Consider the following 20928-nt stretch of genomic DNA (forward strand, 5'->3'; position numbering starts at 1 on the left):
ACGCGTTTACAGTACGTCCATCTCGTCGAGTCGTTCGGGAAGATAGGTGTCGGTGACGAAATCGAGGCCACGCGACGCCAGTGACTGCTGTTCGGATTTCTTCTCGATATCGAGCTGGAGTTCGATCTGTTCTTCCCAGAAATCGGTCTGGAACCGCGGATCTTCGAGTTCTGACTCCAGTGCGTTGATATCCGAGTCACTCAGCGGATCGGTCGGCAGATCGTACTCGACGATATCCTGCGGTCGGATACCCACGAACTCCGCCTCCGGTGTGGCGAGATACTTCGAGAGGTGGGCACTCTTGATCGAACCGTAGGCGACGGAGCCGTAGATTCGGTAACTCCACGGGTCACCGTCAGTGAAGACCACGACCGGGAGATCGAGTTCGTCGTGCAGGCGTTTGGTGATCCGCCGTGTCGCCCGGGCTGGCTGTCCCTTGAGGTGGACGACGATCGTGTTGTACTCCTCGTCGAAGCCGTTCTCGACGAGTCGGTCACGCATACCACCGGTCTCCACACAGAGGACGAAATCCGCGTCGTTGTCGAGAAAGTCGATCGTATCCGGGTTGTTCGGGATCTGGTAGCCACCTTCGCCGACGTCTTTCTGGCAGTGGATCTCCCGTTCACCGCGCCGGGTCTGCTCGCGCAGTTCGAGCGGTCCCATGATCGTCGCACCCGACTCCTCCGGGCGCATGTGGAAATCCTCGCGAGTCGCGCCGGAGACGATCTCCAGATCCTCGATCAGCGAGTTCGACTCGTCCTGACTGGCAAACTGCGCCTCGTCGAGATCCCACGACTCCGAGAGGTAGTACAGCTCTCGCAGCGTGGAGGAGCGACCCTGCTCGATCTGCTGGACGAGGAAGTCGATCGCGTAGGATGCTTTCAGGAGTTTCTCCGCACCACTGACCGTCTTTGCAGTGCGGGTACTCGTCCGGTCGCCGTACACCCAGACGTTCTTGTCCTCGTCGTACTTGATGTTGGATTTGGTCCGTGTCGGTAGCTGCATCCGGGGGACATCCCCCTCGTCGAACTGGTCGTAAAACTGTGCGGCAAGCGCCATCAGCTGTTCCCGTGCGTCGGGTGTATCCTTGGTACTCATTGGTCTGTATCCACAGTCAGTTTCTCCGATTCGACACCGTCGACGGAGATCTCACACTCCGCCGATTCGGGGAGGTCGTAAGATAGTGTCTCTGTCTCGCCGCTCTCTACTGTCGGCTCCCACTTGATGAACCACTCGCCGTCCATCTCGATGACCTGTGCGTCGCCGTTGGTCTCTGGCTCCGCAGAGACGATCTCTGTGATCTCCAGATCGGCGTTCCTGTCGTCGTTGTTTTCGACGATTACCTCGACCGAGCCGTTTTCGCGCTCCCGTTCGACGAGCACGTCGTTCATGATCCGCGCGAGCGTGTTGTCGATGTTCAGCTCCTCCTCACCAGTGACGGCGGTGAGTTTCTCTGCCATCTCAGGCAGGATCGTCGCGAGTTTGTCCTGTTTCTGTTTGCGCTGTTGCATCGACCGACGCTTCTTGAGGTAGCTTTTGAGTTCGCGGGCTGCCTCCCGAACGGCGAGTTCGATCTCGTGTTCGATCTCGGGGACGTTCGCCACGGCGTCTTTGGATTCGCTCGTGAAGGGCACGTTCGTCGAGGCGATGTGGACCATGATCACGGCCGGCCCGTTCGGCAGGCCGCTGCCACCAGGCTGATCGAGGTTGTAGTTTCGCCAGCCGATATCCTTGAGCACGTCCGTCGTCGCACACGCACCGCGCTGGTAGACCAGCGGCACGCGGTTCGCAAAACGCATCACATCCACTTTGCCGCCGTCTTCGAGTTCGCCACCGTAGGCGATGCCAGCCTCGACGATGAACGGGTCTCCGCCGTGGACCGAGGCGTCCCGAGTCGAGGCCGCATAGAAGTCTGCGTCGTACTCCTTCCGAAGGCCGGCCTCGACCAGTTCGTCGGTGATCGGGGCCAGACAGTCCGTCGGCGGGGAGATAATGTCAGTCTCCCGCATCGCTTCGAGGAGGTTCGACGCCGCGTCGCGGTCGTCTCCAATCCCGCTGATGTGTGGGGGCTCGTCCGGAACCCGAACTGCGGCCTCCCAGAGCGCGGTCACGATGTTCTCCCGCGCCGTGTCACCGAAGGTCGCGTCGTCGCGGTCCTCGGTCATGTCAGCAGCACGGTCGACGAGTTTTTCGAGATCCTCGTGGGTAACCCGGTGTGGGTCGCCCGGTTCGAACTTGTCGGCCAGGCGTTCGGCGATGGCCTGCAAAACTGCGTCGTCTTTCCGTGTCGACGTCGCGTCGTCGACGAGTGTGTACAGATCTGACTCTCGTTCGGCAGTGATCGCGTCCCACGCTGCGTCTCGGGCCTTCTCCCGGACAGTTCCGCCGAAGGTGGTCCCGTACTCGACCTGGACGTCGTCGCCGACGTCCTCGACGATTTCCTCGACCTGGTGGTGTGCGATCCGGTCGTGCTCGGCAATCCGGTCAGCGATCGTTTCGGCGAACTCCGTGGTTGCCTCCGCACCCTTGTTCGAGACCGCTTCGGTGACCGCCGCTTCGATATCGGCCTCCTCGTGAGCTTCTGGGGGGTGCCAGGACATGCCGCGGCCGAACTCCCTGTCGCGGAACTGGTCGATCACCGAGTCGGCGGTCTTCTGGCCGACGCGGGTGAACTCCTCCTGGAGGAAGCCGGAGAGAGAGTACGAATCCGTCGCCTCGGCCATCTTTATCAGCGTTCCGAGCTCCACCCCGTGAGGGTGGGGTCGGATCTCCTTGGTTTCGGCCGGGAGCTGGTCGGTCGCACGCTCGTATTTGAAGTGATTCTTCGGCTCGCGGAGTTCGAATCTGGCGTGTGGGTTGACAACCGCCGTGTGCTGCATGTAGTCGTGGAGCTGCTGGCGGGCACGCATGTTCGCCTCCATCTCCAGTTCGATGCGTGTACCGTGGGTCCGATCCCAGCTGGTCGTCTCCTCGACGCTGATCTCCGGATCGTTCGTATCTGTGTCGATGATCAACTCGAAATACTCGGCCTCGTCGCTCCCCTGTGTCCGCGAAGTGATCTTTGCGGGTTTACCGGAGGTGAGCTGTGAGTAGAGAACGGCCGCAGAGATTCCGATACCCTGCTGTCCGCGTGCCTGCTCTCGTTTGTGGAAACGGGAGCCGTACAGTAACTTTCCGAACACTTTCGGGATCTGCTCTTTCGTGATCCCGGGGCCGTTGTCCTCGATAATCAGCGTGTAGTAATCTCTGTTCTCCTGGATTTCGACGTAGATATCCGGCAGAATACCAGCTTCCTCACAGGCGTCGAGCGAGTTGTCGACACCCTCCTTGACTGCCGTCACCAGCCCTCGGGCTCCGGAGTCGAACCCGAGCATGTGCTTGTTTTTCTCGAAGAACTCGGCAATAGAGATGGATCGCTGGCTCTCCGCCAGTTCCTCGGCGACCCCCTCCCCGCCGCCGAGACGCGACTGATACGATGTCATCGTCACAGTATACTTTTCGCACGTTTATATGTCGTACGCAACCAGACTGGAAGTGAAAGTAGTCACGGACGGCGGTTCTGTGTAGATTCGCCGTGCCGTCACTGAGATACCCACGAATGAAATCTGGGAGGAGAGAAAAACGGGACTCTCTCGGAGCGGCCGCGGATTTTTCCCACCCGATCACCGACAGTATCGGAAATGGGTGATACTGCCGGCTGTACAAAACTGAAGAATTGCGCCACCCAGGGGTGGCACATATCTTTACGAATTTACAGCCGGCAGTATGAGATACACAGTGTGGATCGACTCGAAGACGTACCCACACCAGTTCCAGAGGCGACCTTCGTCGTCGTCGATGTAATAATCTGTTCGACAGCGATCATCCACCTGCTGGAGGCAGGTGCCACCTACGTCAAACCGTTTGCCGAGACTGACCGCGCCCAGGCGTTCAGAGCGGAGACAGAGGACGCAGTCATCGTGGGCGAAGAAAACGACGGCACAACATCCGAGAAATTCGATCTCCCTCCGGTCCCGTCGATCATCCGTGAGCGCGATCTCGCCGGACGGCCGGTCGGTATCAGAACCTCTAACGGCACCCGCGCGATCGACCGGATCGGCGTCGATAGCAACATCTTGATCGGCAGTACGATAAACGCCGGCGCTGTCGCGGATCGACTGCTCGAAACCGACCGGGATATCTGGCTCGTCGCCGCCGGTCGAGACGGCTCCCCGGTTGGGGAGGATCTTGCTGCGATCGAACTCGTTCAACGACAGCATGATGAGAGGCGAAAGTCCCTCGACAACGACGGACTGTGTGAATACTTCGACTCGTCACCATCGACTCCCTGGCTCCGGGAGAACGGGACGAGAGCGGACTACGAGCAACTCGTATCACCCGAGACGACCGAGACAGTACCTCGCATTCGAAACGGTGTCTTCGTCACAGACTAGCCAGAGCACTACGACTGGCGCGCTCCTGCCAGAGTGAATTATATTCACTCGGAGACGGGGGCGACGGGTTTAGAAGTAATCAAAATGACATATCTGCTGCAGTCAACAAGTCACGCGCTCGCGCGTGCGTGGCGTTTAAGTAACGGGGGGTGCTACTAACTTGTACGATTTTATGTCCGAGGATAGAGAGTACGGAGCAGGACAGATACAGGTACTCGAGGGGTTAGAGGCAGTCCGGAAGCGTCCGGCGATGTATATCGGATCGACCGACACGCGCGGCCTCCATCATCTGGTGTACGAGGTCGTCGACAACTCGATCGACGAGGCCCTGGCAGGGCACTGTGACAGCATCGACGTGACGATCCACGAGGACGACTCGATTTCTGTCTCCGACGACGGCCGGGGGATCCCGGTCGATACGCACGAAGACCACGACAGACCCGCGGTCGAGGTCATCATGACTGTGCTACACGCGGGTGGCAAGTTCGACAACAAATCCTACCAGGTTTCGGGTGGGCTCCACGGCGTCGGTGTCTCTGTCGTGAACGCCCTCTCCAAGTGGCTCGAAGTCGAGATCAAACGCGACGGTGCTGTCTGGCACCAGCGATTCGACCACGGCGAACCGGACGGAACGCTCGAACGCGTTCGCGATATGGAACCGGACGAGGAGACAGGGACACAGATCCGGTTCTGGCCCGACGACGAGATCTTCGAGACCTCGGATTTTGTCTTCTCGACGCTACAGTCCCGACTCCGCGAGCTGGCCTTTCTCAACTCCGGCGTCGAGATTTCTCTGCACGACGAACGCGACGGAAACACGGAAAACTACTGCTACGAAGGCGGGATCAAGGAGTTCGTGGAGTTTCTGAACGAGACGAAAACCCGACTCCACGAAGAAGTTATTTACTTCGACGAGGCGGAGCCGATGGGCGACAGCGCGGACGACGGCACCGTGCAGGTCGAAGTCGCCATGCAGGCGACAGACGAGTTACAGGGCTCGTTGCACGCCTTCGCGAACAACATCAACACACGCGAGGGTGGCACCCACATGACCGGGTTCAAGACGGCCCTGACCCGTGTCGTCAACGATTATGCGACCGACAACGGGCTGTTGAAAGATCTCGACGACACACTCAGGGGAGAGGATATCCGGGAAGGACTGACGGCAGTGCTCTCGATCAAGCACCCGGACCCGCAGTTCGAGGGACAGACGAAGACGAAACTCGGCAACAGCGAGGTCCGTGGCATCGTCGAATCGGCGGTCCACGAGCATCTCGGAACCTACTTCGAAGAAAATCCCGACACGGCCGAGACGATCGTCTCGAAAGCTGTCGAGGCGGCCAAGGCCCGGAAAGCAGCCAAGAAGGCCGAAGAGCTGACACGCCGGAAGAGCGCGCTCGATTCGACAGCGCTGCCGGGGAAACTCTCCGATTGCCAGACGCGCGATCCGAGCGAGGCAGAACTGTTCGTCGTGGAGGGCGACTCGGCCGGAGGGAGTGCCAAGCAGGGCCGCAATCCCGAGTTCCAGGCAATCCTGCCGATCAAGGGGAAGATTCTCAACGTGGAGAAACACCGGCTGGACCGGATTCTCGAAAACAACGAGATCCGGAACCTGATCACCGCGCTGGGGACCTCGGTCGGTGACGAGTTCGACATCGACGAGTTGCGGTACAACAACATCCTGATCATGACCGACGCAGACGTGGATGGGGCCCACATCAGGACCCTGCTGTTGACGTTTTTCTACCGACATATGCGCCCGCTCATCGAGCGGGGTCACGTGTACGCGACCCAACCACCACTGTACCGGGTCCGGTACCGTGGCGAGACCTACGATGCGATGACGGAGGCAGATCGCGAGCAGATCGTCGAAGAGAAGTGTGACGGTACTCCGGATCAGGTCCAGCGGTTCAAGGGGCTCGGGGAGATGAACCCCGACCAGCTCTGGGAGACGACGATGAACCCGGAGACGCGCCATCTCAAACAGATCACCGTCGAGGACGCCGCCGCGGCGGACAAGATGTTCTCCGTGCTGATGGGTGATGCAGTCGAGCCACGGAAAGAGTTCATCAAAGATCACGCACCCGAAGCAGAGTGGGTAGACATATGAGCTCGGATCTCCCCGACCAGCCCGGCAACGTCGAGGCACCGGCAGCGAACGTCGAGCACGTTCGCATCGAGGACGAGATGGAGCAGAGCTACATCGACTACGCGATGAGCGTCATCGCGGGTCGTGCGCTCCCCGACGTCCGTGACGGACTCAAACCCGTCCACCGGCGAATCCTCTACGCGATGCAGGAGATGGGTATCACCTCGGGCACCAGCCACCGCAAATCCTCGTCGATCGTCGGCGAGACGATGGGTAATTACCACCCACACGGTGACTCGGCGATCTACGACACGCTCGTGCGGATGGCCCAGGAGTTCTCGCTTCGATACCCCCTGGTCGACGGCCAGGGGAACTTCGGCTCGATGGATGGCGATCCGGCCGCTGCGATGCGGTACACCGAGGCCCGGATGTCCCCCATCGCCGAGGAACTACTCGAAGATATCGACAAGGATACTGTCGACTTCCAGTCGAACTACGACGACCGGCTGATGGAACCGGAGGTCCTTCCTGCAAAACTGCCGAATCTCCTGTTGAACGGCTCCTCGGGGATCGCAGTCGGTATGTCGACGAACATCCCGCCACACAACCTCGGCGAGATCGTCGACGCGACGATCCATCTGATCGACAACCCGCAGTGCGAGACCGATGATCTGATGGAATACGTCAAGGGTCCCGATTTCCCGACCGGCGCGAACATCGTCGGGAAAGACTCGATCTACGCGGCCTACGACACCGGTCGGGGACGCCTCCGGATGCGCGCGGAGTACGAGATCCAGCGCAACGAATCCGGCTCTGACCGGATCGTCATCTCCGAGTTGCCCTTCCAGGAGAACAAGGCACGAATCGTCGAACGGATCGCCGACGACGTCAACGAGGGTACCATCGAGGGCGTCTCGGATCTGCGTGACGAATCGGATCGCAACGGCGTCCGTGTCGTCATCGATCTCAAACGCGGCGCGAACGCAGACGTCGTCGAGAACCAACTGCTGGAACACCACCTCGAATCGACCTTCGGCGTGATCAACCTCGCGCTGGTCGACGGTCAGCCACAGGTGCTCTCGCTGAAACAGACCCTCGATCACTACATCGACCACCGACGAGAGGTCGTTCGCCGACGCTCGGAGCACGATCTCGAAGAGGCCAAGGATCGGGCACACATCCTCGAAGGCCGGCTGAAGGCCGTCGACAACGCCGAGGCGATCGTGAACCTGATCACCGAGTCTGCGGACCGCGAGCAGGCCCAGCAGGCACTCGAAGGCAAGCTCGATCTCGACGAACTCGACGAGGCAGAGCCGGAGTACCGTGACGTGCAGGCAACCTTCGACTTCTCCGCGGAGCAGGCCGAACACATCCTCCGGATGCAGATCGGCTCGCTGACGTCCATGGAGGCCGGTGAGATCGAAGACGAGTACGAGGATGTCCAGGAACGCATCGATTACCTCGAATCCGTTCTCGCCTCCGAAGAGAAGCTTCTGGGCGTCATCAAAGACGAGCTCCGGGAGCTCAAAGAGGAGTACGACGACGACCGCCGGACCTCGATCCTGGAAGACGAAGGCCAGGTCACCCACGAGGATCTCATTCCCGAGGAGGACTGTCTGGTCGTCATCACGGAGCAGGACTACATCAAGCGGATGCCCGCCGCCGGGTTCGACCCCCAGCGTCGTGGCGGGAAGGGGATCATCGGCTCCGATCCCAAGGAGGGTGATCGTGTCTCGAAGGTCTTCCGGGCGAACACCCACGATTACCTGCTCTGTTTCACCAATCAGGGCCAGGTCTACCGACTGAAGACCTACGAGATCCCCGAGATGTCACGGACTGCCCGCGGGAAGTCGGCAGTCAACATCATCGATCTCGACGACGGCGAGGAGATTACGGCCGTGGTGGACACGGACGAGTTCGAAGAAGACGAGTGCCTCACGATGGTGACCCAGCAGGGCTACGTCAAACGGACCTGCGTCGCCGAGTTCGACAACATCCTCTCGACGGGGATCATCGCAGCCAGCGTCGAAGACGGCGACGAACTGGTCGACGTCGAAGTGACCGACCGCACTGGTGATCTCGTCATCGCCACAGAACAGGGGATGACGATCCGCTTCGACGAGGAGGAAGTCCGAGAGATGGGCCGAAACGCCCGGGGTGTCCGAGGAATCGCCCTCGAAGGCGAGGACCGGGTCGCAGGGATGGTCTCGACGACCGACGACGACGAGCGAGATCTGTTGACAGTCACCTGCAACGGCTACGGCAAGCGCACACCACTGACGGAGTATCGCGCACAGTCCCGGTACGGCAAGGGACTGATCGATATCAAGACCGGCGTCCGGAACGGCACCGTCGCGACGGTGAAAGCCGTCGAGGAGACGGACGACATCATCGTCATGAGCGAGAGTGGACAGATCATGCGCTGTCCGGTCGGCGAGATCTCGACAGTCGGGCGGAACACGAAAGGTGTGGTCGTCATGGACGTCGACGATGGCGATCGGGTCGCGAGCGTCGACGTAATTCCAGCCCAGCCCGAGACGTAACGAGGTCGTTTCTCGCTTGGAAACGTGGCTGGCAATTTGATACCGATAGCACTTCACTAGCGTGTATGCCAAACAGTGTCGACGCGCCGCCATTCCACATTCGGATTGCGCGGGTTATCGTCTCGATCGTGGTTCTGGTTCCGGTCACTGTCTTCGTCGGGTACGGGGGGTGTCTCGTCCTGACCGTGCTCGCAAAACTCGGCGGACCAGATCCGACGACAGACGACGGTGACCTGCTCCGCGATCGACTGTTCGACTGGCCGGACCGGAACAGAGAAGTCATGCGGACGGATGGAACGACGCCCCTCCCACTCCGACCGTAACCCTCGAATCTTAGAGCAGTCCGTCAGCCTGCGCGAGCAAGATTCCCTCGATCGACGCGTCGTTTGCCGGGTCTTCGCGGACGCGATCGAGTGCGTCATCGATGGGGACGGTCGTGATCGTGAGAAATTCGTTCGTATCGCGGTTTATTTCGGTCGGCTCCAATCCCTCTGCAAAGACGATTGCCCGCCGGTGTCGGAGCACACCCGTCGCACACCAGAAATCCTCGACGAGGGAGACACCGGCAGGATCGAATCCGGTCTCCTCGCGGAGTTCGCGTGCGCCGGCCGTCGTGAACGATTCGCCATCCTCGACGATTCCGGCCGGGAGTTCGAGACAGTGTTTGCCGATTGCGGGGCGGTACTGCTCGACCATTACGAGTTCCTCACCGGTCGACGCGACGATGACGACCGCGGGCGGGAGGCTGGCCCAGAAGTATTTTTTCTCGGTGCCGTCTGGCTGTTCGACGAGATCGTAGCCGCCGTCGTACCAGCCGGTCTCGTACTCCGTTTCCGATTCGATCACGGGCCAGTCGTGTGCCCGGTAGTCTGTTGGTTCGTCAGTCATCGTGAATCTCCATTTCTCAGCGTATCGACGTAGAGCCGGCCGAAGGCCTGCCGCCGGAGCGTATCGACGGCCGCCTCGGTCTCGTCCTGAAAGGTCGCTGCGACGGCAGTGTCGGCAAACGGCGGCGCGTGCCAGACTACGTTATCGACGTGCTCGCTGCCTATCTCCTCGATTTCGAAGTCAGTACTCTCCTGCCAGGATTCGAACTCCGACTGGCTGCCGATGTGGACTTCGAGCAGGGATGCGAAAATTGCCTCCTGTGCGGATTCGATCACGTCCGGAGTCACCCGGTCGTCGTACTCCGTCGTATCGAAGGCCATCGCCCGCGACACGTCCCGGACGACGCCCTGTGCGGCTGTCGTGAGGTTCTCGTATCGCTCTCTGGCTGCCTGGGCAGTCTCCGGTGCGACCACGCCCTGCCGTTCCATACAGCCGTGTTGCGCCTTCCCCTACTACTCCGTTTCGGAGTTGGTCGCCTCGTCGCTGTCTTCTGTCTCCGATTCTGCCGGCGCATCGTCAGATGTCCGCTGGCGTGTCATCTCCATCGCTTCTCGAATAACGTCCTCCGTGCCCCCGTCCAGGTCGTCAGCCAACATATCCCCACCTTGTGGGAGGTCGGCAGTTCCGTATTCTGTCGCGTCTCCGTGGCCGTGTTCGCCCGCGTGGTCGTGATTCGTATGCTCGTGGCCGGTCGTCGTATCCTCGAACACCTGTGGATAGTCGGCATCTTCGGCCATCTCCTGGACCTGCTCGGCCAGTTCCTCTTCACTCAGGTTCGCCCACTCCGGGACGTGCTCGTCGAGCCACGCCTCGTGGTCACCGCCCCGAGTCAGCGCGGTGATCGCCAGGTGGTTCGCCAGATGGACACCGTCTGCCTGTGGATCGTCACAGACCGGACAACTAAATCCCATAGATCTGCTTCGAGCCAGCGAGTAAAGGGGTTTTACTTCCGGGAATGAGTTGGCTCTTCTTCGTCAGTGGGGAGAAGCAAATCAAGGAAACTGTTTTAGATGACAGTATCTTGTCGCTCAATTATTCAGCCTTCCGAGACTAGTTCGAGTCGTCCACAGAGACGCGGTCACCGACAGAAATCGTCCCGTCACGGAACTGCTCGGGAATCCGGGCGATCAGCATCATCGTAAAGTAGTGATCGAAGGCATCCCCGTCGGCCCACTCCGGGAACGTCTCGCGGCGTTTTTGGATAAATCGAGTACGGAACTCTGCCAGTGACTCGCCAGTATCTGGATCACGCGCTGGAATGGCACACCGTGCGCAGGGTGTGACACCTTCGAACCGGACGCTACCGGCCTCGAACGTCGGAGCACCCTCACCAACGAACCGATCCTCCCAGAACGCCGGGACACCGGATATCTCCACGTTCGCACGGAGCCGCCGGCGCGCGCTCTCGACAGTTAGATCGTCGAACCATCCCGCAACTGTCTCCAGCGTCGCCGTGCTGATGACCGACGGCCCCATGCTGGTCCTGTCGACGAAGCCCTGCTCCGTGTCCCGGCGCAAATCGAGCGGTTCTGTCTCGAAAAAATCCTCGAACCAGGTCGCCGCACGATCACGTTCTGCCTCCTCGGGGAGCGTGAACGCGACAGCTTCGCCGGCGGGAGTTTCCACTGAAAGCGCTCCGGATGCCGGATCGAAATCGGTCGATAGTTCGTGGATACGGGCACTCTGCTTCCCGTTGAACCGCGTCCCGTCCGCGGTGATGAGTGCAAACTCACGGTCACCAGCGAGCGTGCCACCGGGAGTGAGATCGGTCGTTTCGAGATCGATCCCATCGAGCCCCTTCACAGGATAGATGCGGAGCCCCTCGACTGCAGCCATCTGTTACTCGGCGTCTTCGTCTCCGTCGTCAGCCTCGGTCTCGACATCGACCTGCTGCTCGTGGTCGGCCTCGGTGTCGGCTTTCGGGACCGTCACGTGGAGCGTTCCGTCGTCTTTCAGTGTCGCGGTCGCCGCCTCCGGATCGACCGACACGTCGTCGGGGAGGTCGACACGACCATCGAGAGCGAGACCGCGGCCCGGGAACACCATCTTGAACCCGTCCTTGAACTCGCGGAACCGGTCGAGTCTGACCAGGATCGTGCCGTTCTCGTAGGTGACCTGCATATCGCTGCTCAGCGCACCAGGTGCATCGAAGATGGCGAGATACGCGTCCTCGCTTTCGAGCAGATCGACCGGTAGCGGGCGTTTTTCCTGTGTCCGGCTCATCGCACGGCCGACCGTTCCGGCGACAGCCTCACCAACCGTGTCTCCGATCTCCCGGATCATAGCTCGACTTTCGACAGCGAATCAGTCTGGCGACAGTACGGACAGGCGAAATCAGAGAGGCCCACGCTGTCCGGCATGTCGTAGGTGTAGTGCATCTCGAACATGTCGAGTTCGCACTCGTCAGCAGTACAGACGACTTCGACTGTTTCTGGCATGGACGCATCTACGGGCCCGGTCGTAATCAATTCCGTGCCTCACTCCGCCCACGAGCGGATGTAAGAGTTAAATGGGATAGACTCAATACTGGCATATATGGTAGAGATACTCGCCGAGAACCTCTCCGGAAAAGCCGTCATGGGCTCGGATGGAGCAGAACTCGGCATGTTGTACAACATCACAATGGATTTCGATTCGGGACGACTGGAGAATCTCGTCATCAATCCCGACGAGAACTACGGCGGCGGCGATTTCGACACTGACGCGAAGGGACGGCTCCTCGTGCCCGTCAACCGCGTTCAGGCAGTCAAAGATCACATGATAATCCAGCGGTAACGCGAATGTACATTCTCGACTCCTCAGCTTTCATCCACGAGTATCACACCGACGAGAGCATCGCCTCCATCCCGCTGGTCCGCGAGGAACTCGAAGACGAGAGCGCGTACCGGTTCGACGCGCTCGAGGGCTCCGGGATGCACATGCACATTCCCGACGAAGAGACCATCGAGCGAATCGAGCGGGCTGCCCGCGAGACGGGCGATTTCGAAGAGCTCTCCCGCACTGATATCCGCCTCGTGGCCGCAACCTTCGAACTCGACGGGCGACTCGTGACCGACGACTACGCGATGCAAAACGTCGCAGAGAAACTCGAGGTCGACGTGGAGGTCATCGCGCGTGATGGGATCGAGGAACAGCGAAGCTGGATCTACCAGTGCCAGGGCTGTGGCCGGGAGTTCGACGAGAATCACGACCGCTGTCCGATCTGTGGCAGCGAACTCTCCCGAAAAAATCCCGCGTAACTCGCATCGCTATCCACGTCCCTTGCTTTGCACCGACTCCCAGTGTTAGATCCGGTGTTGCTCGTTGATCTGGGAGAGCCCCAGATCGATCAACTGCCGGAGCACCTCCTCCTCGGTGACGTTGTTCTCCCGAGCCAGTCGCTCGATGTCTCGGGTATGTTCATCGTCACACACGAAGGTGTAGCGGGTCGGCATACCGTATAGTAGGTGATAGTACAGTATTAAATACCCGTCAGACAACAGTCCGACTACGTATCGAACGTATATCAATACTAAATATCAGTATGTCTACTGGAAACTCACAGTGAGCCGACTGTTTCGGTGTACAGGGTCACGTAGACAATGCAGTTCCAGAGCGAATGGACAGCGATCGGGACGAGAATATTTCCGGTCAACTCGTAGACGGCGCCGAGAATCACGCCGGAGAGGAACGCGATGGCGACGTACGCTTCCGCACTCCCCTGGCCCACCAGCGCGACCCAGTGGATCAGTCCGAATATGGCACCAGCGGCCACGATCCCCGGAACGATACCGTACGCTCGACGGAACAAGCCCTGGATGACACCCCGGAACAGGAGTTCTTCGGCAGGAACGTTCAAAAAGAGGACCAACGGGATGTAGTAGAGAAACAGAACTGGGTTTGCCCGGCCGGTCTCGACTGCAGTGTTTTCCGCGAGTTCGATACCGAGTTCGGCGAGGACGAACTCCGCGGTGAGCATCATCCCAACCAGGACGATACTTCCCGCGACGCCGACTGCGAGATCGCGTCTATTCGGGAGCTGAAGACCGACGAGTGATCGTTCGTTCCACAGTTCGAGATAGAGAACGGAGACCAGAATAAAGCCAGCAAAATGCAGGGCTGTCGGGACGATTTCGGTCGTTATTGGTGTGTCTGCACCGAGGGCTTCGAGTCCGGCGTTCCCGAGTCCGACGACCAGCGCACTGGCCAGGAATGCTGCGACCACGAGCAGGAGAGAGTGGACGACACTCTCGAATCGGTCCGATGGATCGCCGAGGCGGAACAGCGGCTGTTCGGTCGGCGTTATCCCCTTACCTGAAGAGTCGGTCGTCATCGATGATGTGTGCTGGTATGGCTCCGGCCTTCAAGACCGCTCCGATTCGATCGATACTGGTCAGTCGATGACCAGACGCTCCTTGGATTCGACTGCTTTGGCCTCCTCGAACTCGCCGCCGCCGAGCAGTCCACGGGCTGCCTTCTTGCCCCACTCGACAGCGGGCTGGATGAACGTCTCGATGCCGTACAGTTCGCCGGCCATGATACAGGCCGCCTCCATGGCAAAGAGGAGTTCGCCGATCCCCTCTTCGTCGAGTTCGTCGAGTTCGATCCGGACGTTCGGCTGTCCCACCTCCGCGAGACTCGCTTCCGTCGCTTCGAACTCCGCGTCGAGCAGTTCACCCAGCCCCGACCCGCCGAGGTAGGCGAGATCCTCGATATCGGTCTCGGGGATCGTCAGATCCGAGCGATCTTTCGCCCGCACGAGGGTGACCATCTTGTCCGGCGGGCCAGCCCGGTAGAGCTGGAGCTGTGAGTGCTGATCGGTCGCGCCGAGCGCGCGCGCTGGCGTCTGACCGAGTCCGTCCTTGCCGAGGCTCTCGGCCCACAGCTGTGCGAACCACTCGGAGAAGAATTCGAGTCCCTCCGCGTAGGGCATCATCGCGTTGATCGACGCACCGCGCTGATCGAGCGCGTACGCGACTGCCCCGTAGGCGTAGCCCGGACAGTCGTACAGCGAGCCCGACAGTGCTTCCTCCCGGGTCTGCGCGCCGGCCAGCACAGCCTCGATATCGTGGCCCTGGATCGCAGGTGCGACGAGTCCAACAGGGGAGAGCGCCGAAAACCGGCCGGGAACACCGTCCGGAACCGGGAGTTTGGGCAGATCGTGCTCCACCGCGAGCGAGTGTAGCGGACCCGACTCCCCTGTCGTCATGATCGTCCGCTCGGTCCAGTCGACCCCGGCTTCGTCCATCGCGTCGCGGACGACGAGGAAGTTCGCGAGCGTCTCGGCGGTCGTGCCAGATTTCGAGACGGCGTTGACGACAGTATCTTCGAGCGGAATGTCGTCGAGCGTCTCACGGATATGCTCGGGGTCGACGTTGTCGAGGACGTACAGTGGAATGCCGTTCGATCCCAGCGCCTGTGAGATCGTCGCCGCGCCGAGTGCGCTCCCACCGATGCCGACGGTGAGGATCGCCTCGGGATCCTCGAATCCCGACACTGCCTCCTGAATCGCCGTCGCGTCCGTCGACGACGGCAGATTCAGCGACGTGTAGCCCAACTCACCGTCTGCTTTCCCCGCCGAGATGCGTTCGTGGGCCGAGGCGACCCGGTCGTCGAGTCTGTCGAGTGTCTCCTCGCTAACGCCTGGCGATGCCACCTCTGTGAGTGCGTTGCCGATATCCAGCTCCATGGATGTGTGCTCTCGTGGCTACGGCAAGAACCCCGGGGTTTTCGGCAAGTCGAAACCTCGAAAAGCGACTAGCACCTACAGGTGGGTATGAGTCAGGACGAAGATGAGTCGGCCGACACAGCCGAAGAGGACGATCCCGTCGCGAGCATGTACGACCAAGAGAAACCGGGCGAAACGAAAGGCGACGACGAGGAGTCGGGTGGGACACCGGCCGGCTTCGGCGGAGGGTTGATGGGCGATCAGTCCGACGAGCCGGAGACCTCTGCAGGGACCTTTTACGTGAAACACACGGAGGAAAGCGCCGTCACACTCCACGAGATCGATACCTCTCAGATTTTCACGCTGGTCGAGAATCCAGGGCTGGAAACCCACCAGATCATCGAGGCGACGCTGATGGCACAGCCACCGATGCAGGTCTCCTATCTCATCAGGGATCTGGAATCACAGCGGACGATTCCCGTCGAGACGAGCCCCGAGCCACCGACGAGTCGGGTCATAAAACTCGGGACAGAGATGGACGAAGGACAGGCCGCTGCCATCGACCGCGAGGGCGAAGGCGAGATCCACATCTTGCGCGTCGAGCCCGAGCACACCGAACACACTGCCGAAGAAGTCCACGACGACGAGATGACCTACAAGAACGCCGCTCGCTACGGAATCGAGCGCGTCGAGATCCGCACCGACGAAGCGGAAGGGATCGTCAGCATCCGGTATCTGCCCTGATTACTGCCGACCGGCACTGCTCTGGACCGTCCAGCCGCCGACACTGCAGGCCTCCCGCTCGGTGAAGACGAACTCGGTCTCCGAATCGATTTTCGAGCCCCCAGCGACCGACTCGACACGGAGGTCGACATCCATCGCGCTGCCACAGCACCCGACCCCGACGAACTCCGACCAGTGATCACCGACGGTTGCCCGGTCGTGTGCCTTGGTCAGGTAGTTCCGAAACGGGCGGTCCTCGACGATCTCTCGTCCCCAGACCGAGAGGTCAGCCGGGTACGAGACTGTGATTTTCGTCGCCGTCTCCATACTTCATTCTACGCGCTTGCGGGTAATAGGTTGCCCGACGCCAGCAGAGAGAAACACCCGACAGCAGCCGCAAATACCACCTGAGGACCGATAGGTCGTAGAAGAAAGGCTTATTCAATGGGCTCTCGGAGGCAAGTTACATGGGACGTATCGACGTCGAAAAAATGCCCTACCAGGAGTATACGAACCGCCAGTTGCTACTGATTCCGCTGGTGGTTCTCGGTGTCGCACTCCTCATCTTAGTCGGGGCATACTTCCTGACAGGAACACCCGTCGAACTCGGAATGGAGTTTACCGGCGGGACAGAGATCAGGTTAGATGCACAGGGCGCCTCAGGTGACGAAGTGCGGGCGACGTTTTCCTCACTGGAGACGGAAAGTATCCAGGGGGTCGGAAGTGACAGTTCCTATCTCCTCTCGACGCAGGAAACTGATACGAATCAGTTCGAACAGTTAGCCGAAGATGCAGGGTACGAGGTCCAGTCGGTGGAGAGTACCTCTGCTTCCTTCGGATCCGACTCACAGCGTGAGGCGTTGATCGGGATGGTCGCAGCCTTCGTCGGGATGAGCCTGCTCGTGGCGCTGGCTTTCCGGACGTTCATTCCGAGTCTGGCCGTCGTCGCATCGGCATTCTCTGACATCGTTATTCCAGTTGCCCTCATGAACCTGTTCGGGATCGAACTCGGACTCGGGGCAGTTGCGGCCTTGCTGATGATTATCGGTTACAGCGTGGACTCGGACATTTTGCTGAACAACCACATCCTGCGCCGGCACGGCTCGTTCTACGAGAGTACCTACCGTGCGATGCGGACCGGTGTCTCGATGACGCTGACCTCGATCGCAGCGATGACCACGATGTTCGTCGTGGCCACGCTGCTCGGGATTCCGCTGCTGGATAGTATCGCACTCATACTGGTCTTCGGACTCACAGCAGATCTGATGAACACCTACCTGCTGAACGTGAGTCTGCTTCGCTGGTACAAATACGAGGGTGTAAAATAATGATCGACGTACGCGACAACTGGCGGATTCTGATGCTCGTCGTGCTCTGTCTCGTCGCCGCGCTGGCCCTATTCGGCCCGCTCGGTGCCGGCGACGGCGAGACAGGACTGGCCGACAACCAGACGATCAGCGATCCAACCAACCTGGAGTACGGTCTCCAGCTGTCCGGCGGTGCCCGCATCCGCGGCTCACTGGTCGGACAGACGGCCGAAGGTATCGAATTCACGACCGGTGACACCGGGAGCATCGAACGGACGGTTGCCGACGAACTCGGCGTCGACGCGATCGATGTTACGGCGAGAGCTGGAGATGGACAGACGGGAACGATCGAACTGTTCGCAAGCAGTGACAACGTCTCACAAGCAGAGTTTGCATCCGCCCTGAGCAGCGCCGGACTCGATGCATCGGCAGACGATATTCGCGATGGTGTGACGGACGCGACGCGGGACCGGGCGACGGATATTCTCCAGAGCCGAGTCGACCAAACCGGGCTGTCCGGAGCCAGTGTGACGACAGTCAGTGCAGCGACTGGCGGGAGCTTCATCATCGTCGAAGCACCCGGCGAGGACCGCGAGTCGCTCAGAGAGTTGATCGGCTCGGCCGGCCGTGTCCAGGTCATCGCCAGCTATCCCGATCCGAACAACGACACTGCCCCGCAGATGGACCCGATCCTCAACCAGGAGGACTTCGCGAGCATCCAGGGAGCGACGCAGACTGATGATGGTGGATCTGTCGGCGTCACACTAACCGAAGAAGCCGCGGAACCGTTCGCCGAGAAGATGATCGACGCCGGCTTCACACGGGAGGGGGTCGGAAACTGTAATTACGACGCCGAAACCGACGACGACCCCTCGCCCAACCAGCACTGCCTGTTGACAGTCGTCGACGGTGAGATCGTCTACGGCGCGTCGATGGGTAACCTCGCGGACACGATCGACCCCGGCCAGTCCGGCGATTACTCCGGCTTCGTCGCGGATCCGGGTTTCCGGCTCAACACGAACAGCTACGAGGAGGCCCAGCGCCTCTCGATCAACCTCGAAGCAGGCTCACTCCCGACCCGACTGGAGATCGAATCCTCCGAGTTCCTCTCACCGAGTTACGCGCAGGCGTTCAAGCCACTCGCACTGGTGACGGGGCTGCTCGCGTGGCTCGCTGTCTCGGCAGTCGTCTACTTCTGGTACCGTGACGTTCGCGTCGCGATTCCGATGCTCGTGACGGCGACCAGCGAGGTGTTCCTCCTGCTTGGCTTCGCCGCTGCAGTCGGCCTCGCACTCGATCTCTCTCACATCGCCGGGCTGATCGCCGTCATCGGGACCGGGTTAGACGACCTGATAATCATGGCCGACGAGATCTTACAACGGAAAGAGGAGGTGAAAACTGGACGCGTCTTCCAGAGCCGCTTCAGGAAGGCGTTCTGGGTCATCGGGATCGCCGCCGCGACGACGATCATCGCGATGAGCCCGCTCGCTGTGTTGAGCCTCGGTGATCTCCAGGGCTTCGCCATCATCACGATCGTCGGTGTGATCATCGGCGTGGCCGTCACACGACCGGCCTACGGTGACGTCCTCCGGAAGCTGATGCTCGACGACGTCAAACGGAAATAATCGCGCCAGTCTCGTTTTTCTACATGTACATCCGATCCGCGTAGAACTCCCGTTCTGCCCGTGCTTCGTCACTTTCTGACACTGCCTGCATCCGTTCGGCGAGCGCCTCGTAGTGCTTTTTGATGTTCTCCGAGAGCTCTTCGAGTTCCTTCCGGTCGACAGTAAGTTCGTATGCCTCCTCGATCGCATCGAGAAAGAGCAACGCGCCGTCGACATCCGGTCCTGGTGGATGCGCGGGTGTGACGAACACACCGGCGGGAGTGCCATCGCCGTCGAGTCCTCTGGTGACGATTTCGGCCGGCAGCCCGTCGAGAAAGCCGCCACTGAGTGTCGGCATCTCGGTCCCTTTCAGGCGCGTCTCACGGTACTCCTCCGTTGCGACGTAGAAGACGTCGTGTTCCTCCGGTCCGTGTGGGTAGGGCACACTGTGAAACATCGCGATCTCCTCGATGTCGACTTTCTCGACCCACGCGGTGAGATGGTCCGCGAACGACCGTGCCGCCCAGACCGGGAGCAGTAGTTCGCTGACGAGGACGATAAAATCAGACTCTGTGAGGTTGTACAGTCGGGTGTGATGGCGTGGGACACCATTTTCGAAGGGTGTCACGGTCGGCAGGTCCGCCGGCGAGATGTGTCCGATCTGTTCGGACTCCTGCTGGCGGACGAGATGGTCGACGACAGTGAGCGCCCCCATACCGGGTGAGGCCAGCCCGACCAGCAGCGTCTGGTCGGGGGCAACCGCAGTGCTGAGTTCGATCTCGAAACTAGTCTCGGGTGACATGTCTAGAGTGTCGGTCGGTATGTATATCAACTGTGGGCCTGACTCGTGGCACGCTTCTTGCAGGATGGCAGAACAGCACAGTCTCCCTCGCTCTTTTGCCGCCCGGTGCCCTACAGGCAGACGTGTGTACGATAACGCTCGCCTGGCAACTCTTCGAAGCTGCCCCGGTCATCGTCGCGGCCAACCGTGACGAGGCGCTTGGCCGTCCCTCGGAGCCACCCGCGAAACGGGAGTGGGAGCAGACGGTTGTCGCGCCGAAAGACGCCGAGGCAGCGGGAACCTGGATCGGTTACAACGAACACGGCGTACTCGTTGCGCTCACGAACCGCTGGACCGGCGAAAAGAAAGATGGCGATCGATCACGGGGACTGCTAGTTCGGGACGCACTCGGCTACGAGAGCGCAGAGGACGCAATCAGATACGTCGAGCGGGATCTCGATACTCGAACCTACGAGGGGTTCAATCTCCTGGCTGTCGATCGAACCAGTGCGTTGCTCGTCGAGTACGACGGTATCCAACGGGTGCGCAATCTCGACCCCGGCGTCCACGTGATCGTCAACGTCGGCGCTGATGGCAACTACGAGATCCCTGCCCGACGTGAGGATGCCGGAATCGAACAGGCCGAGAACGCCTCACGACTGCGAGAAGCACTCACCCCCGAGCCCGGAGAGACAGGGACGGAGTGGCTGGATCGGGCGAGTGCGGCGATCTCCGACCACGAGTACGGCGTCTGTCTGCACCGTGACGGCTTCGGGACGCGTTCCTCCTCTCTACTGTTTCTGGGTGACGACGACGTCTCCTACCAGTACGCCGACGGCCCGCCGTGTCGAACGCCCTACGAACCGGTTCACGCCGATCTAGTTCTGGATCGCCAGTAACCGAGGGAGCCGCC

23 protein-coding genes are annotated in these 20928 nt (G+C 60.5%); 10 read left to right on the plus strand and 13 right to left on the minus strand.

Going from position 1 to position 20928, the window contains the following annotated elements:
• Nucleotides 1-6 precede the first annotated feature (6 nt).
• Nucleotides 7-1098 (minus strand): DNA topoisomerase IV subunit A, encoded by a 1092-nt coding sequence (locus EOW68_RS03795; RefSeq protein WP_128223858.1) that lies wholly within the window; start codon nucleotides 1096-1098, stop codon nucleotides 7-9.
• Nucleotides 1095-3482, minus strand: coding sequence for a DNA topoisomerase VI subunit B (locus EOW68_RS03800; protein ID WP_128223859.1), 2388 nt, complete (start codon nucleotides 3480-3482; stop codon nucleotides 1095-1097). The genes EOW68_RS03795 and EOW68_RS03800 overlap by 4 nt, the downstream gene beginning before the upstream one ends.
• Before the next feature lie 297 nt (nucleotides 3483-3779).
• Here EOW68_RS03800 and EOW68_RS03805 point away from each other — a divergent pair, with 297 nt between their 5' ends.
• From EOW68_RS03805 to EOW68_RS03820, 4 genes are all read left to right on the plus strand, one after another.
• Complete coding sequence (locus EOW68_RS03805; protein ID WP_431358730.1) at nucleotides 3780-4433, plus strand: 2-phosphosulfolactate phosphatase; 654 nt, start codon at nucleotides 3780-3782, stop codon at nucleotides 4431-4433.
• 172 nt (nucleotides 4434-4605) lie between these two features.
• Nucleotides 4606-6543, plus strand: coding sequence for a DNA topoisomerase (ATP-hydrolyzing) subunit B (gene gyrB / locus EOW68_RS03810; protein ID WP_128223861.1), 1938 nt, complete (start codon nucleotides 4606-4608; stop codon nucleotides 6541-6543).
• Entirely contained in the window at nucleotides 6540-9065 is a 2526-nt protein-coding gene (gene gyrA / locus EOW68_RS03815; RefSeq protein WP_128223862.1) for a DNA gyrase subunit A, read from the plus strand. The genes gyrB and gyrA overlap by 4 nt, the downstream gene beginning before the upstream one ends.
• A 65-nt stretch (nucleotides 9066-9130) precedes the next feature.
• Complete coding sequence (locus tag EOW68_RS03820; RefSeq protein WP_128223863.1) at nucleotides 9131-9388, plus strand: hypothetical protein; 258 nt, start codon at nucleotides 9131-9133, stop codon at nucleotides 9386-9388.
• Nucleotides 9389-9398: 10 nt separating this feature from the next.
• Here EOW68_RS03820 and EOW68_RS03825 read toward each other — a convergent pair whose 3' ends face one another.
• The 6 genes from EOW68_RS03825 to EOW68_RS18435 all read right to left on the minus strand — a co-directional run bounded on the left by EOW68_RS03825 (nucleotide 9399) and on the right by EOW68_RS18435 (nucleotide 12391).
• Nucleotides 9399-9953 (minus strand): NUDIX hydrolase, encoded by a 555-nt coding sequence (locus EOW68_RS03825; RefSeq protein WP_128223864.1) that lies wholly within the window; start codon nucleotides 9951-9953, stop codon nucleotides 9399-9401.
• Nucleotides 9950-10381, minus strand: coding sequence for a DUF5809 family protein (locus EOW68_RS03830; RefSeq protein WP_128223865.1), 432 nt, complete (start codon nucleotides 10379-10381; stop codon nucleotides 9950-9952). The genes EOW68_RS03825 and EOW68_RS03830 overlap by 4 nt, the downstream gene beginning before the upstream one ends.
• A 24-nt stretch (nucleotides 10382-10405) precedes the next feature.
• Complete coding sequence (locus tag EOW68_RS03835; protein WP_128223866.1) at nucleotides 10406-10864, minus strand: DUF5810 domain-containing protein; 459 nt, start codon at nucleotides 10862-10864, stop codon at nucleotides 10406-10408.
• 139 nt (nucleotides 10865-11003) lie between these two features.
• On the minus strand, nucleotides 11004-11789 hold the full coding sequence (locus EOW68_RS03840) for an MOSC domain-containing protein (RefSeq protein ID WP_128223867.1): 786 nt from the start codon (nucleotides 11787-11789) through the stop codon (nucleotides 11004-11006).
• 3 nt (nucleotides 11790-11792) lie between these two features.
• Complete coding sequence (locus EOW68_RS03845) at nucleotides 11793-12236, minus strand: Hsp20/alpha crystallin family protein (protein ID WP_128223868.1); 444 nt, start codon at nucleotides 12234-12236, stop codon at nucleotides 11793-11795.
• Nucleotides 12233-12391 (minus strand): DUF7559 family protein, encoded by a 159-nt coding sequence (locus EOW68_RS18435; protein WP_431358731.1) that lies wholly within the window; start codon nucleotides 12389-12391, stop codon nucleotides 12233-12235. The genes EOW68_RS03845 and EOW68_RS18435 overlap by 4 nt, the downstream gene beginning before the upstream one ends.
• Before the next feature lie 97 nt (nucleotides 12392-12488).
• Here EOW68_RS18435 and EOW68_RS03850 point away from each other — a divergent pair, with 97 nt between their 5' ends.
• Together EOW68_RS03850 and EOW68_RS03855 are read left to right on the plus strand one after the other, a co-directional pair.
• Entirely contained in the window at nucleotides 12489-12728 is a 240-nt protein-coding gene (locus tag EOW68_RS03850) for a PRC-barrel domain-containing protein (RefSeq protein ID WP_128223869.1), read from the plus strand.
• A gap of 5 nt (nucleotides 12729-12733) precedes the next feature.
• The gene (locus tag EOW68_RS03855; protein WP_128223870.1) at nucleotides 12734-13192 is read left to right on the plus strand and encodes an NOB1 family endonuclease; all 459 of its coding nucleotides are present in this window, start codon (nucleotides 12734-12736) and stop codon (nucleotides 13190-13192) included.
• Between the two features lie 45 nt (nucleotides 13193-13237).
• Here EOW68_RS03855 and EOW68_RS03860 read toward each other — a convergent pair whose 3' ends face one another.
• From EOW68_RS03860 to EOW68_RS03870, 3 genes are all read right to left on the minus strand, one after another.
• The gene (locus EOW68_RS03860; RefSeq protein WP_128223871.1) at nucleotides 13238-13387 is read right to left on the minus strand and encodes a CopG family transcriptional regulator; all 150 of its coding nucleotides are present in this window, start codon (nucleotides 13385-13387) and stop codon (nucleotides 13238-13240) included.
• Nucleotides 13388-13491: 104 nt separating this feature from the next.
• Nucleotides 13492-14265: a CPBP family intramembrane glutamic endopeptidase gene (locus EOW68_RS03865; protein WP_128223872.1), complete on the minus strand. Its 774-nt coding sequence runs from the start codon at nucleotides 14263-14265 to the stop codon at nucleotides 13492-13494.
• Nucleotides 14266-14325: 60 nt separating this feature from the next.
• Entirely contained in the window at nucleotides 14326-15621 is a 1296-nt protein-coding gene (locus EOW68_RS03870) for a glucose-6-phosphate isomerase (RefSeq protein WP_128223873.1), read from the minus strand.
• A gap of 87 nt (nucleotides 15622-15708) precedes the next feature.
• Between EOW68_RS03870 and EOW68_RS03875 the strand changes: the two genes are divergently transcribed.
• Nucleotides 15709-16344 carry a DUF5812 family protein gene (locus tag EOW68_RS03875; RefSeq protein ID WP_128223874.1) on the plus strand — a complete coding sequence of 212 codons (636 nt, stop codon included), beginning with the start codon at nucleotides 15709-15711 and terminating at the stop codon, nucleotides 16342-16344.
• Here EOW68_RS03875 and EOW68_RS03880 read toward each other — a convergent pair whose 3' ends face one another.
• Nucleotides 16345-16650, minus strand: a complete 306-nt coding sequence (locus tag EOW68_RS03880) for a DUF7968 family protein (RefSeq protein ID WP_128223875.1) — start codon at nucleotides 16648-16650, stop codon at nucleotides 16345-16347. It lies immediately after the preceding gene.
• Between the two features lie 140 nt (nucleotides 16651-16790).
• On the opposite strand from EOW68_RS03880, the gene secF reads away from it, so the two are divergent.
• A complete protein-coding gene (secF, locus tag EOW68_RS03885) occupies nucleotides 16791-17651 on the plus strand; it encodes a protein translocase subunit SecF (protein ID WP_128223876.1) in 861 nt (286 codons plus the stop codon).
• Nucleotides 17651-19255, plus strand: coding sequence for a preprotein translocase subunit SecD family protein (locus tag EOW68_RS03890; protein WP_128223877.1), 1605 nt, complete (start codon nucleotides 17651-17653; stop codon nucleotides 19253-19255). Before secF ends, EOW68_RS03890 begins: the two co-directional genes overlap by 1 nt.
• A 19-nt stretch (nucleotides 19256-19274) precedes the next feature.
• Here the strand turns inward: EOW68_RS03890 and EOW68_RS03895 are convergent, their stop codons facing one another.
• Nucleotides 19275-20036: a proteasome assembly chaperone family protein gene (locus EOW68_RS03895; RefSeq protein WP_128223878.1), complete on the minus strand. Its 762-nt coding sequence runs from the start codon at nucleotides 20034-20036 to the stop codon at nucleotides 19275-19277.
• A gap of 122 nt (nucleotides 20037-20158) precedes the next feature.
• Between EOW68_RS03895 and EOW68_RS03900 the strand changes: the two genes are divergently transcribed.
• The gene (locus EOW68_RS03900) at nucleotides 20159-20914 is read left to right on the plus strand and encodes an NRDE family protein (protein ID WP_128223879.1); all 756 of its coding nucleotides are present in this window, start codon (nucleotides 20159-20161) and stop codon (nucleotides 20912-20914) included.
• The last annotated feature ends 14 nt before the right edge of the window (nucleotides 20915-20928 follow it).

This window comes from Halovenus amylolytica, from assembly GCA_004015825.1.
Taxonomy (GTDB): Archaea; Halobacteriota; Halobacteria; order Halobacteriales; family Haloarculaceae; genus Halovenus; species Halovenus amylolytica.

Excerpts from the sequence above, each read along its gene's own strand:
- EOW68_RS03875 (WP_128223874.1), top strand. The coding sequence starts at position 15,709 with ATGAGTCAGGACGAAGATGAGTCGGCCGACACAGCCGAAGAGGACGAT.
- EOW68_RS03850 (WP_128223869.1), top strand. The coding sequence starts at position 12,489 with ATGGTAGAGATACTCGCCGAGAACCTCTCCGGAAAAGCCGTCATGGGC.
- EOW68_RS03845 (WP_128223868.1), bottom strand. The coding sequence starts at position 12,236 with ATGATCCGGGAGATCGGAGACACGGTTGGTGAGGCTGTCGCCGGAACG.
- EOW68_RS03895 (WP_128223878.1), bottom strand. The coding sequence starts at position 20,036 with ATGTCACCCGAGACTAGTTTCGAGATCGAACTCAGCACTGCGGTTGCC.
- EOW68_RS03830 (WP_128223865.1), bottom strand. The coding sequence starts at position 10,381 with ATGGAACGGCAGGGCGTGGTCGCACCGGAGACTGCCCAGGCAGCCAGA.
- EOW68_RS03880 (WP_128223875.1), bottom strand. The coding sequence starts at position 16,650 with ATGGAGACGGCGACGAAAATCACAGTCTCGTACCCGGCTGACCTCTCG.
- EOW68_RS03865 (WP_128223872.1), bottom strand. The coding sequence starts at position 14,265 with ATGACGACCGACTCTTCAGGTAAGGGGATAACGCCGACCGAACAGCCG.
- gyrA (WP_128223862.1), top strand. The coding sequence starts at position 6,540 with ATGAGCTCGGATCTCCCCGACCAGCCCGGCAACGTCGAGGCACCGGCA.
- EOW68_RS03840 (WP_128223867.1), bottom strand. The coding sequence starts at position 11,789 with ATGGCTGCAGTCGAGGGGCTCCGCATCTATCCTGTGAAGGGGCTCGAT.
- EOW68_RS03835 (WP_128223866.1), bottom strand. The coding sequence starts at position 10,864 with ATGGGATTTAGTTGTCCGGTCTGTGACGATCCACAGGCAGACGGTGTC.
- EOW68_RS03855 (WP_128223870.1), top strand. The coding sequence starts at position 12,734 with ATGTACATTCTCGACTCCTCAGCTTTCATCCACGAGTATCACACCGAC.
- EOW68_RS03870 (WP_128223873.1), bottom strand. The coding sequence starts at position 15,621 with ATGGAGCTGGATATCGGCAACGCACTCACAGAGGTGGCATCGCCAGGC.
- EOW68_RS03820 (WP_128223863.1), top strand. The coding sequence starts at position 9,131 with ATGCCAAACAGTGTCGACGCGCCGCCATTCCACATTCGGATTGCGCGG.
- EOW68_RS03800 (WP_128223859.1), bottom strand. The coding sequence starts at position 3,482 with ATGACATCGTATCAGTCGCGTCTCGGCGGCGGGGAGGGGGTCGCCGAG.
- EOW68_RS03890 (WP_128223877.1), top strand. The coding sequence starts at position 17,651 with ATGATCGACGTACGCGACAACTGGCGGATTCTGATGCTCGTCGTGCTC.
- EOW68_RS18435 (WP_431358731.1), bottom strand. The coding sequence starts at position 12,391 with ATGCCAGAAACAGTCGAAGTCGTCTGTACTGCTGACGAGTGCGAACTC.
- EOW68_RS03825 (WP_128223864.1), bottom strand. The coding sequence starts at position 9,953 with ATGACTGACGAACCAACAGACTACCGGGCACACGACTGGCCCGTGATC.
- gyrB (WP_128223861.1), top strand. The coding sequence starts at position 4,606 with ATGTCCGAGGATAGAGAGTACGGAGCAGGACAGATACAGGTACTCGAG.
- EOW68_RS03860 (WP_128223871.1), bottom strand. The coding sequence starts at position 13,387 with ATGCCGACCCGCTACACCTTCGTGTGTGACGATGAACATACCCGAGAC.
- secF (WP_128223876.1), top strand. The coding sequence starts at position 16,791 with ATGGGACGTATCGACGTCGAAAAAATGCCCTACCAGGAGTATACGAAC.
- EOW68_RS03795 (WP_128223858.1), bottom strand. The coding sequence starts at position 1,098 with ATGAGTACCAAGGATACACCCGACGCACGGGAACAGCTGATGGCGCTT.